The sequence below is a fragment of the uncultured Aliiroseovarius sp. genome (assembly GCF_947497285.1).
Taxonomy (GTDB): Bacteria; Pseudomonadota; Alphaproteobacteria; order Rhodobacterales; family Rhodobacteraceae; genus Aliiroseovarius.
On the sequence record NZ_CANMFT010000002.1, the window covers coordinates 438047 to 449356 of the forward strand.

An 11310-nucleotide genomic window follows, 5' to 3' on the forward strand; every position below is an offset into this window, starting at 1 on the left:
TATAAGGAGAGTGAGGGTTATTCAATTAACCCAGAAGGTGCTTTTCCCATTTATTTGAAATTGACGTCGCGTTTTGACCGCGCGGGCCTCTGCGCTGGTTGGGGGTGTTCGAGTGCGCACCGTTCGTGGCACGGGTGGGCTATCCGATGATGTTGATAGGACCGGGGGCCAAGCGGCCCAACCGCCGGCGCCTAATGGATCAAACTTTGATGAACTCCGCATAGACAAGGCGTAGGCGCGGATCGGGGGCGCCTTTCGGGACCGATACATGGTCAGTATCGACGCGGTGGGGTTCGTATTCGCGAATGGCCAGACGCAGCTTGGAGCCTCTTTTCATTTGCTTCGGCAGCGTCACGGTCCCTTCCCAGATCGCCGGCGGGCGCAACAACGCAACCAAATCGGGGTTCGCAAGGATAGCCGTGAAATCGCGAGCTGTGAGCAGTTCCTCTGAACGCGCCGCGAGGGTCATTGCAGATTTCTTTCCCCGTGATCCATCGCGATCCAGCGTTTTGTCGCCTGACGGGGCGCTGCGGCTGGCCCTTTTTTTCTTCACCACAGCCGATGTCAACTCCGACCAACCGAAATCCGGGCCAAGCGTTTCATCAAGCAACTCGACGCTGATCTTGACCACCGGATTGCTTCTGCGAGCTACGATCGACGTGGATCCGCTTGCCGCCGGACCCTTTGTGTAGGCGTGGCCATAAAGCCCAACATTCAGAACCCTGCCGGCCCCGCGTGCCACCGTGGCCAACCGATCGGGGGTAAGCTGCACGAATTCAGTCGTTACAATAGGCGAGATATGCGCGCCGGGGGCAGAGATCGGATGATAGCGCGCCAGCGCCAGCCGGATGAACGGGTAATAGCTGCGCCCCGGTTCGACCACGATATCGCAGAACCACAGTTTCCGATCGGTGTCGTATCCGACAAGATGTGGCGCGACGTTCAGCCGGGTCGGAATGGGTGTAGGCAAGGGGGATGAACCACCCGATCCCACCCCGGGCCGCGTTGGATTGACGAGACCATCAAGCTGGAATGGACCTGCCGGCAGATCCGCTTCCTCTTCGGGCACGAATTTGGGCAGGCGCGCAGGATCAAGCGGGCCCTGTTTGACGGCCAGTGGGAAAGCGCCCAGCCCTGGCGACGGGGTGGCGATGTTGGTGCTTGACCAGATCGGGTCGGTGCCCCACTGCGTCACGAAGGACTTGAGCTCTTCATCGATCTTGGCGGAGGTCGCGTTGTCAGGCGGAAGCACGACCGCCAGCATTTCGTTGTGGCCGCTGACGAACCACGGCCTGTTCAGATAGACCCGCAATCCGCCGCCGTCGCGCCAGCTTGATCGCGACTTGCCGGATTTGCGGCGGGTCCAACCGAAGGTCGGGATCACGTAAAGCACCTCTGGCGCCGGAGGCGGCGCGCTGTTTGGAATCCACCCGGTGGCTTCGTCGGAAATCACTTTGATCTGCGGATTGGTTTCACCCGAAACCAACGGTTCACGGACGGCCGCCGGCATGAATTCGCGGAACCGACTCGTTGCCTCCAGCCGATAGAGGACCCGCCGATATTTCGTATCGCCAAACTCGTGTTTGATGCGCACATAGTCGCTGCGTCCCGGAGGTGACATGCCCGGCGCATCCGCATAGTCAAGCTTTCGTTCGTTGGCATGGCCGCGGCGAATAACGTTGCGCGGTCGGTCTTTATTCAACGGATCCGTCGGCTCGTTCCACCGGCCAAACAGGTCGAGCTTGTCCGTCGAATGGCTGTCAACCGGCGTGTTGAAATTGAGCCGCGCATAGGTCCGGCCAAGCCCGCGCGACACAAAGAGCTTTTGAACCGCGGGCAGGACCAACGGTTTCTGAACCGCATGCACAAGTTCGATCTCGGTCCAGGGCGTCAGCATCCAATGGCCGCCTGCTAGCGCCAGTTTGCGAACCTGATCCACCAAGTCTGGGTTCGAGCCAAACCGATCCGCGAACCACTGCCAGATCCCCATCTGATCAAGCCCACCTTTTGGGAGAACATGGGAAAGCCGCAAGCGGACGATATCGGCCTTGGCCAGCGGGACGGTCAGAATACGTTTTGTCTTGTTGAAGGAGGGCAGGGCGCCCGGATCTTCCTTGATGACAATCTCAAACGGGGCCGCCTTGGGCCAATCGGTCGCGGCAGATGTCGGGTAGTAGGCCACATCGGCAAGCGCACCCACCCCGACATCGGCAGGGCCCAGAAACCGAAGCGCGACCTTCTCGGCGAAAGGATCCGGAAGGTAGGGCAGGGAAAACCCGTCTTCCGCGACCGGATAGTCTTGATCGACGCCGTCGAAGCTCAGCGTGACCTTATCCAAGGGCGCGTCAAGCGCGGCAAGCATACCGTAGCTTGCCGGGTTAAGCCGACCGGCGGGATCGTCCAACATGCCGTGCGTCTCGGCCTGTTTGACCGAGGTTCTGTTGGCCACGACCTGCCGGCGCGCGGTCGCCGCAATCGCAACGGTGTTGTCGGCGGGCATTTCATTGAAGCTGCGGATGGCGATCCGTGCCATCGCCTCGCCCTCGCCAGGTTTCTCAGCAACGCCGCCGGTCTGACCCAATGCGAAAGCTGGCGGCTCCACCGGTTCAAAGCGCCGATAGGTCAGCGGCTGGCTGACCGCCTGTTTGGGGTCGGTCTTTGAGGTTGTCCAGGCAGCCGCGTTCAACGCCAAATCGCTGACCCGGACCCGCATCCGGTAGGTGCGCCCATATCGCAAGCTTGGAAGGGACCTTGGATGTGCTGTGAAATTGGCTTGGAATGGCATCCCCATCGGGGCTTTGTTGGACAGGGGTTCGGCCTGACTTGCATCATCATCGATGGGAATACCTAAGCCCGGTGGTGGCGCCGACAAGCTCCAGCCGTTCCACGCAAAAAGCCCTTCGTAGAGCTTTACCACATCCGGGTCGCTGCCATCGGCTGCCTGCGTCACGCCAAGCCGCACCGCGCCTTCTTCATCTTTCACCGAAATATCCGCCATGGTGTCGACAAGGTCGATCAACCCGTCGCGCCGGCACAGTGACTGCCATTGGCCGCTATGTTCGTCGAAGATTTCCGGGTGGTAGCCGCGGATCACATCCTCTTGGAACAGGTCGATGTCGCCGCCTGCGGTTTCAGCATCGAAATGCTTGCCTGACCGGTCAATGGCCTGGGTCAGGCCTTCGGCGCGCTTCGGTTCGGCCAGCAAGATCCCACCGGTCTGCAGCGCGGGCGCGCCGACGCGTGGATCAGGCTCGCGTTTCGCCGCGCCCCGCATGGTCATCAGAGACTGCGCAAAGTTCTTGGTCTTGATGCCCGCGCCGTCGACATCGACCTGAATGAGCCGGTAGTGGTCTGCTAGCTTTAGATAGCCGTCGATGATCGGCGTCGCGGAAGAGGCATTGACCGGGCGGAACGCCTTGCCGGGCTCTAACCTTGTGACGGTGAAGGGGCGCGTGTCTTTCACCGTCTCGACACCACTTGCCGCCTCGGGTGTCGGCGCCCAGTTGACGCGCACCCGCAATCGGTCGGTCATCGCGCCGCCCGGCATGTGGTCTTCGGGCAGCACGAAATCAAGCACAAGCCCAAGATCACGCAAGAACCCGTGATACTGGTTGGTCGAGGCCACAATCTGGTGGAAATCGATCAGGTCCTTGATCTCATCTTCCTTGGGAAGATCAATCAGCTTGTGAGTGCGCCAATGCGCGTCCTCACGGGGATCCTCTTCAGGTCCGGATGTGTCTTTCACGTAATTGACGGTCTGTTCTGCCGAAAGCGGACGGTGATAGGCCTGCAACAATGCCCACGCGGTGCGTGGATCGCTTGTATCGTGCGGAATTTCCTTATTGCGAAGCGCCTCTATGACCTGAGCCGGGTGTGCAAGCGGCTCGGCAAGCTTGCGCAGGTTCTTGAAATGCTCGGTGCTTTCGGGCAATTCGGTGCCCGCGCTCGATGCCAGGCTGGCATAGGTTTCGCGCACGAAATCGTGCACGGTGTTCAACGGATAGCTCAGAACCACGGTGCCGCGGCGGTCTTCGAACTGGTGGCTGCGCACGAAGGTATCGGGCCGGAACACCGCTGCCCAGACAGTGCTGCTTGGTGCGCTGACAGGGGCCAGGTTTTCGATCACTGCGTTGTGGTAGAGAAAGGAAAACTTCATGCCGGCCAGCGTCGCCGGCCAATCGATCAGATCCGGAAATTCGTCAAGCCGCGCCGGGATGGCGGGCGCACGCGTCAATTCGGGTGTGACCAGAACCGATACGCGGTATCCTTTGCCCGGCTCATAGCCGTTCGGAAGCGCCGTCCACATGATATGCTGGGTTTTGTCTGCCATAGCTCTCTCCCGGTTTATGCGAAGGCGGTTGCGTAGTCGTCCCAGACGGATTGCGCCGGATAAAATTCAACGAAAAGTGGGTCTGCATCTGATCCGCCAAGGCGCCGCTCGCAGGTCACTGACACACTGGCAGAGAAGAACAGGATCTCGATCTCGACGGTCAGCGTCGCCTGACCCTTCACTTCTGACTTCCCGCCCGATTTGTAATACCCCAAGGACAAGTGGAATTTGAGCGAGACAGAGATGATGCCGATCACCGACATCTCGCCGCCCATTTCGAGATACCCCTCAAGCTCCACCGTATCATCTGCCCAGTGGTAATAGATGCCAGCCTTGACATAGACCGAGCCCGACGCCACCCCGAGGTTGATCGCTGCCATGGCGCCAAACTCGAACGCCGCTTCGACCTCCCGCACCCCGGAATTGTCAAGCGAAAGCGCAAAGAAGCCACCGCCGCCATAGAGCGAGACGGTCAATAGGAACGGCTTTTGGCGTTCGGAAAAATTGAAGCGGATAGAGACCGGATCGCCGTCGAAGGGCAGCCGCAACATCGCGCCGATCGACATGTTTTGCAGCGAGAAGACACCGACCGCCACAGTCGGGATCGCAAGCGAATAGCCCACGCCGATCCCCGATGGGCTTACATCGATCATCGGCGGATCAGAGAACCCGTTTGACGGAATAACATCCGACAAGGCGTTGATAAATTCCAGGGGCCCGCCAAAGACCACAGGGTCGCTGTCATGCAGTTTTGGGTCGACATCGGGTTTCTCGCCCGCCTTCATCTTGAACTGTAATTTGTCGAACCAGATGATCACGCAGCCAAAGAGGTTCAGCTTGAAATTGGTAAGCTCGGCGTTGACGATCACTTCTGGGTCTTTCAGGCCCGGATCAGGCGCGCCGCCGTTGAAAGTGCCGACCGGGTTGGTTGGATCATCAACGGTGAAATGCGACACGGCCTTGGCGCTGATGGTCAAATCGGTGCCGCCACCAGCGCCGGTCACAAGGATCGGCAGGGGTGACGAAATGTCTTCGCGCTTGAACTCGAAACCAACCTCAATCCGGTCCGGAAACTCGACCTTCTTGAGTTTGGGCACCGTTGCGCCAATCAGGCTCACCGCCACCGGTGCGATGATGTCCTTCAGATCAATGGTTCCGAACAGTTTGGCCGAGGGAAAGAAGTCGGCGGGATCGAAACTGCCACCGGCAAAGGCGCTGTCGTTACCACCGACCGGGCCAAAGCTGCGCGACAGCGCGGTAATTTCCATGTTCGGGGCCACCATGCCGCCGACACCATCTGACCCTGAACCACCACCGCCGAAGCTGAGATCGGTGTCGCCGCCAATTTTTTTCAGGAACACCTGACCGGTGTTTTGCGGCGTTGCGAACCCGCTCGACTTGTAAATGTCGGCAAACGCGACCGAAAGCGGCTTGCCGAACTTGGCGAGCTGGTCAAGCGCCGGGGCATTCACCGAGAGTTCGGCCGCCATCGGGAAATATTGCGTCCGGTTTGGTGGCAGTGGCTTTGAGGGTGCCGCGCCGCCGAAGGTGATAGAACGCACTGGAAAGATCGTGTCGCCCTCTGTGTCACCACCGACCACCTGCGGCGCCAGTTCGACCATTTGACCGTCCAGCGGCACCGTGGCACGTGGGTCGGCACCGTAGGCCGGGTGAACTTGGGTCAAGATCGCCGAATTGTTCATGTCACTGCGCACAAAGATCAGGGGCATGGAGAACGACACTTCGCGCCCCGACATATCCGTCGCGCGGATTTTGAACTTCACATGCTGCTTAGATCCGTTGCCTGGATCATACATCGGCCAGAACAATTTCTTGCCATTGGCTTGTGCGGACAACGCCCCGACCACCTGGTCTGGATGCGAGCCCGGCGGCAGCAGAAGCGGGGTCACTTGGGTCAGGATCTCGACCTTGCGAAACGGGAAATCGCGCCCTTCAAACAATTGACCATCACCGGGGTACAGGCGCACGGGTTCGCGCACGATAATAAAGTCGTATTTGCGCAAATAGGCCGCCCGATCGCTTGATCCGGGGATGTGTTCGAACATGCGTTCGCTGACCGTCACGATCGACGCTCCGTGGCCAAAACCGTAAAGCGAGCCGCGCTTGATGATGCGCACGTAATAGTCGCGGCCCATCGCAGAGAGGTGACGCCAGGCTTCTGTCGTGACCAAGGGGTTCTCGGGCGCTCGTGACCAAATGCCTTCGCTGTCGAGCCAGGCGCCTAGCGCCGTCAGCATCGTGCGGTATGACGTAACCGGTTTCGGGATATAGGGCGTCGGCGTCGTGCTGTCGCCTTCGATGGTTTGTTCGTCAAAGCCCGCGGTCAGGCGCACGATATCGCTCCGGTCCTCGGCGGTCATGGGCATCGTGAAGGGTTGTGGATTGTTCGGTTTTTGGTAGTCGGGCGACCAGATCGCCCGCAGCATCGGGTGATCCGGTGCGGCCTCGTCTGCGGTGCCGTTCACCTTCGTCGCCAGCCGCGTGTGCCACAGTTCGGTTCGCGGACCGCGTTTGACCGGGGTCAACGCATGGGTCCAGCCGGACGGCTCGATTGGGCTTTGATACAGGCGATAGGGCAGTTCAAGCGCGGTTACGGTCAATGCGGGCTTGTGTGGTCTCAGAAACAGCTGAAGAAAACCAGGGATCCTGGCAAGCTCGGACACGACCAGCGGTCGCACCGCGCCGAAACTTGGCCGGGCGACCTCTTCTGCGACTTCCAGATCTACCAGCGCGCGGACGGCCGGGCGGTCGGACGGCGAAAGCCGTGCTGTTCGCGCGGCGATGCGAACCTGCTGGTCGGCAAAGGCCGCGAGGTCTTTTTCGTTCAATGCGCCAGCGGCAAGGTCGCGACGGACCCGATCAAGAACGGCGCGCCCGGCCAGACGTGCCGCGCGTTCGACAGCCGCCGCCCGGTCACCGACTGTGGCCTCGCCAAATCCGGGCCGCATATCACGAAATCCTGCCCCCTCGAGCACCGAGCGGGCGGTTGCCGAGGACAGGACAAGGCTGTTGAAAATGCCCAGCAACAAGCCCGGAATTGGCAAATCTTCGGAAAAGCCTTGTGGCAAGGGTGCCGCGAGGTTGTCGAGGCTCATTGGCCAGGTCCGGCAGGCTTGCAAGAACGCCTCGAAGGTCAGTGGTAGCTTTGTCACCACCAAGGGCATGCGAAAGGCCAGCCGGCTTGGGCCCGCCAAGATCGCCTTGGTCAGGGTTTCGGGTGGGGCATCGGGCACTTCAGATGTCGCTTGATTGCCGGACCAGGTATAGGCTTTTTCGCCGAACGCCTGGCCTTGAAACTGCGCCACCAAATAGGCCGGGCGCGCTTGATTGCGGCGAACCGCCATCGGGTTGTCGCCCGGTGAAAGCCTCATGTTGTAAAGAAAGAAGTCCAGCGACAGGAAGTCGTCGATCCTGAGTGCCGAAAGGTGCACCGGCGGCGGGTTGATCAGCTCGGCCAAATCGACCGCGAGAGAACTAAGATTGGTGCTGATATCGCCAAGTGTCGTCAGGCGATCAATGATGTTTCCGGAAACTGGATTGCGGGCCAAAAGATGTCCTCCCGGTTATCACGAGGCCCGAAAAGAAACTGCAGATTTGGGCCTGTTCCATTCTTCAAAACGGCTGGACCACATCAAAGAAACCGCACTCAAACCAAATGGGCCCAGTAAGCACGCGGAAACCGCCGCGAATGATGCGAAAACTTCGAACACGCCTCACCGAGTTGAAAAAGCATCATCTGACCGGGTTTAACCCTCGGTCATGCGGCGTCCATACTGACTTCCTTAGAACTTCTCGCGCTCAGTCAGTGGTTGCTACCGCATTGCCTAATCTACCTAAAAGTGTCGCAGCATTTCCTTGAACGGTCAACTTTTCCCGCAACCCTGTCGGCGGTTTATGGCCGAAAGCGCGCGCCCAAACCTTGTGCCCGGCGGCTGCGCGGAACGAGAATTCAGGCGGAGGGGGGCAAGTTGATCAGAGCACACCGCGTCCCGGCTTGTGCCTGAGCCTCGCCTTGATGGAGAATGATTGAACGCGCCCTTGAACCAGTGCACTCTGGTCATGCAAGCACATTTGCCGAACGTCGCGGATGCCAAGGAGGCCCGATGAAAGCCATCATTCAGGATAGGTATGGAGGGCCGGAACACCTGCAACTTGCCGATATTCCGGTCCCGGAACCTGCCAAATCACAGATCCGGGTCAAGGTTTTGGCCTGCGCTGTAAACCTTTCCGACTGGGAATATCTGATTGGATCGCCCCTGTATGCGCGCCTCGTGGGCGGTTTGACGAAGCCGAAGCACCAAGTCCTGGGATCTGACATTGTTGGCGTCGTCGACAAGCTTGGCCCGAATGTCACTGACTTTCAGATCGGCGACCGGGTCATGGGCGATGTGGTCATGCACCGCGGTGGGTTCGCGCAATATGCCTGCGTGTCTGTCGCCGAGATGGCCAAGGTTCCGGACCAGCTCTGCGACGAGGTTGCCGCGTGTTTACCGCAGGCTGGTGGCATCGCGGTTGCGGGAACGGAAGGGCTCAAACCCGGTGACGCGTTCTTGATAAATGGCGCCGGCGGTGGATCGGGCACCATGGCGCTGCAACTTGCGAAAGCGGCGGGCGCGCATGTCACGGCGGTGGACAACGCCAGCAAGATCGAGTGGCTCAAATCCTTGGGGGCCGATGAGGTGATTGACTATCGCGAGCAGGATTTCGCGAGTTCAGGACAGCAATGGAACCGCATTTTGGATATGGTCGCCACGCGCGGTCCGGGCAATATCGCCCAAGCTATGTCCAACGGCGGCGTCTACCGGGCGGTCGGCGGCAATGTGAGTGCCTTGCTGCCCCTCGTGTTCGGTGGTCTGCGCTTTCGTTTTCAGAACAAATCCATCGGGATGCTGATTGTTCCCAGTGGCCGGAACCTGACCGAAAGGGTCGCGCAAATGGCCGTCGAAGGTAAATTAACGCCGCATCTGGAAGCCACCTTGCCACTGTCGTCGGTTCCCGAAGCTTTGCGGCGCACCGGTCTTGGCGACGTGAAAGGCAAATTGGTGATCAGGCCCTGAAACGAGCCCACGCTACGGAATGTTGATCACGACAATGCCGGTCTTTTGCCCCGTTTCCACATACCGAAAAGCCTCGACGATGTCTTCCAAAGGATAGCTGCGGTCAAAGACGCCCTTGAACCGCCCCTCTGCCATCAGAGTTGCGAGGTGTCGGATGAATTCCGGTGAAACTTGCGGGAATGGGATGCGCACCCGACGGCTGCCCGTGATCGTGCACCACAGACCCAGAAGGATATTTGACCAATAGGGGCCAAGATCGGTTGCAGTGAAAATTCCGTTCTTGTTCAACAACTTGCGGCAGGCGAACCAAGATGTTTTTCCCACGGCATCAAAAACCAAATCGAAGGTTTCGCCGATCTGTGTGAAATCTTCCTGTTCGTAGTTGATAATTCTGTCCGCACCAAGCCGCTCCGCAAGCAACAGATGCCGTTGGCCGACGACGGCCGTCACCTCCACGCCCCGTGATTTGGCAAGCTGAACCGCAGCGGTGCCGATGGCCCCCGACGCGCCGTAGATCAGGCACCGTTGCCCCTCGCAAAGCAGTCCGGTTGTCGAACTGGCATACCATGCACCTTCACCGACCACAGCCTCGTCAAACCGAAGGTTTTCAGGAATGTGGGCGACCATCCCGTCAGCGAGCAGGCAAAGAAATTCGGCATGCGCGCCAAACATGTCTGGCGAGATGCCAAACACCCGGTCGCTTAGCTGAAAGGCGGTCACGCCGTCGCCCAGTGCCTCGACGGTCCCGGAAAAATCCATCCCGAGCGTCTGCATCTTCGGGCGCAGAAGCCCCGTCATGGCGCGGGCAAAGAACGGGTGGGCCCGCAGCGTGGCCGTGTCGGTGCGGTTAACGGTCGTCGCATGAATGCGCACCAGGATTTCACCCGGTGCCGGGGCCGGGACAGGCACCTGCCCAACGGAAAGCTTTTGCGGTGGGCCGTATTGGTGAAAGACGACGGCTTTCATTGTCGCTGCGTCGGTCATTGCTTCTCTACCATCTTTTTGTTGGGCCGATTGGGCTGTCAGCTCTTTGTCTTTATGGTTTCGCATTGCCTGACGAATTCGCTCAGCAAGGCCTTGTCGAATGGCTTGCCCAGTTGCACGCGGATATGTTTGCTAGGCGTTCCAGACCCCTTCAAAATACCGTCGGGATCGGTCAAATCAGAGCTTCTCAAGAAGCCGAAATTCGCGTGCGTTTCCGAACCGAACAGATAGATCACCGGGACCCCGTGCGCGTTTCGAAAAATCGGCGCGCCGTATTGCATGCCTTCCGTCGCGCCTGGCAGCGTCGTGAGAACAAAGCTTCTCAACTCTTCCAGCAACGGCCTGACCGCTGGATTGCAACGGCTTATATAGTCGTCGATGGTATCGTGCTTGTGTGCCATTAGATGCCTCATGTCGCGATTTCGGTTTGCGTCGACCCAGAGTTGCGGGAGGTGCGACGACCTTGGCGGGCTGGCTGTCACCCACAAACGCGTCAAGCTTCGGGCCAAAAGGTGCGATCGCGTCAGTGACCATCACGATCAGCAAGCCGCACTCATCAAGATCTTAACTTATTTCGGACGATCATATCCAGCGTCGGTAAGGGTAGGGGGTCGGGAAAGCATCTCGCGTCTGGATTGGTCGCTTGGTGTGATCCTGTTGTAAGCGACCGTGCATGTTCTCCATCACCACCAAACCGAAGCTTGCAAACCGCCAGCTGGCGCAACGTTTCACATCTGTCATTTTTTGGAACGTCCCACTGCAATGCTGTCGTGACTTGCATGGTCGAGGACACATCAGATGAGTTCGCTGATGTCTTTGATGCACCGCGATAGCTTCAATCGTATCCGTCCGGTCTGCCTGCTCTGACGGCTAATGGAGAGTGCTGATAGTGTCCACCATCGATAGTGGACATCTTGG

The 11310-nt window shown here is 59.3% G+C and carries 5 protein-coding genes; 1 reads left to right on the plus strand and 4 read right to left on the minus strand.

What is annotated here, in order from left to right:
- Window positions 1–199: 199 nt before the first annotated feature.
- Both Q0864_RS05565 and Q0864_RS05570 read right to left on the minus strand, forming a co-directional pair.
- On the minus strand, window positions 200–4330 hold the full coding sequence (locus Q0864_RS05565) for a hypothetical protein (protein ID WP_298566772.1): 4131 nt from the start codon (window positions 4328–4330) through the stop codon (window positions 200–202).
- Between the two features lie 14 nt (window positions 4331–4344).
- Window positions 4345–7899 (minus strand): hypothetical protein, encoded by a 3555-nt coding sequence (locus Q0864_RS05570; RefSeq protein ID WP_298566774.1) that lies wholly within the window; start codon window positions 7897–7899, stop codon window positions 4345–4347.
- Between the two features lie 555 nt (window positions 7900–8454).
- On the opposite strand from Q0864_RS05570, the gene Q0864_RS05575 reads away from it, so the two are divergent.
- Window positions 8455–9408 (plus strand): NAD(P)-dependent alcohol dehydrogenase, encoded by a 954-nt coding sequence (locus Q0864_RS05575; RefSeq protein ID WP_298566775.1) that lies wholly within the window; start codon window positions 8455–8457, stop codon window positions 9406–9408.
- A 12-nt stretch (window positions 9409–9420) separates the two neighbouring features.
- Here the strand turns inward: Q0864_RS05575 and Q0864_RS05580 are convergent, their stop codons facing one another.
- Window positions 9421–10392 (minus strand): NAD(P)-dependent alcohol dehydrogenase, encoded by a 972-nt coding sequence (locus tag Q0864_RS05580; protein ID WP_298566776.1) that lies wholly within the window; start codon window positions 10390–10392, stop codon window positions 9421–9423.
- A gap of 38 nt (window positions 10393–10430) precedes the next feature.
- Window positions 10431–10793 carry a DUF1801 domain-containing protein gene (locus Q0864_RS05585; protein ID WP_298566777.1) on the minus strand — a complete coding sequence of 121 codons (363 nt, stop codon included), beginning with the start codon at window positions 10791–10793 and terminating at the stop codon, window positions 10431–10433.
- Window positions 10794–11310: the final 517 nt, after the last annotated feature.

Bases quoted from the DNA above. Each gene is read 5' to 3' on its own strand.
- Q0864_RS05575 (WP_298566775.1), top strand. From the start codon at position 8,455: ATGAAAGCCATCATTCAGGATAGGTATGGAGGGCCGGAACACCTGCAA.
- Q0864_RS05580 (WP_298566776.1), bottom strand. From the start codon at position 10,392: ATGACCGACGCAGCGACAATGAAAGCCGTCGTCTTTCACCAATACGGC.
- Q0864_RS05585 (WP_298566777.1), bottom strand. From the start codon at position 10,793: ATGGCACACAAGCACGATACCATCGACGACTATATAAGCCGTTGCAAT.
- Q0864_RS05565 (WP_298566772.1), bottom strand. From the start codon at position 4,330: ATGGCAGACAAAACCCAGCATATCATGTGGACGGCGCTTCCGAACGGC.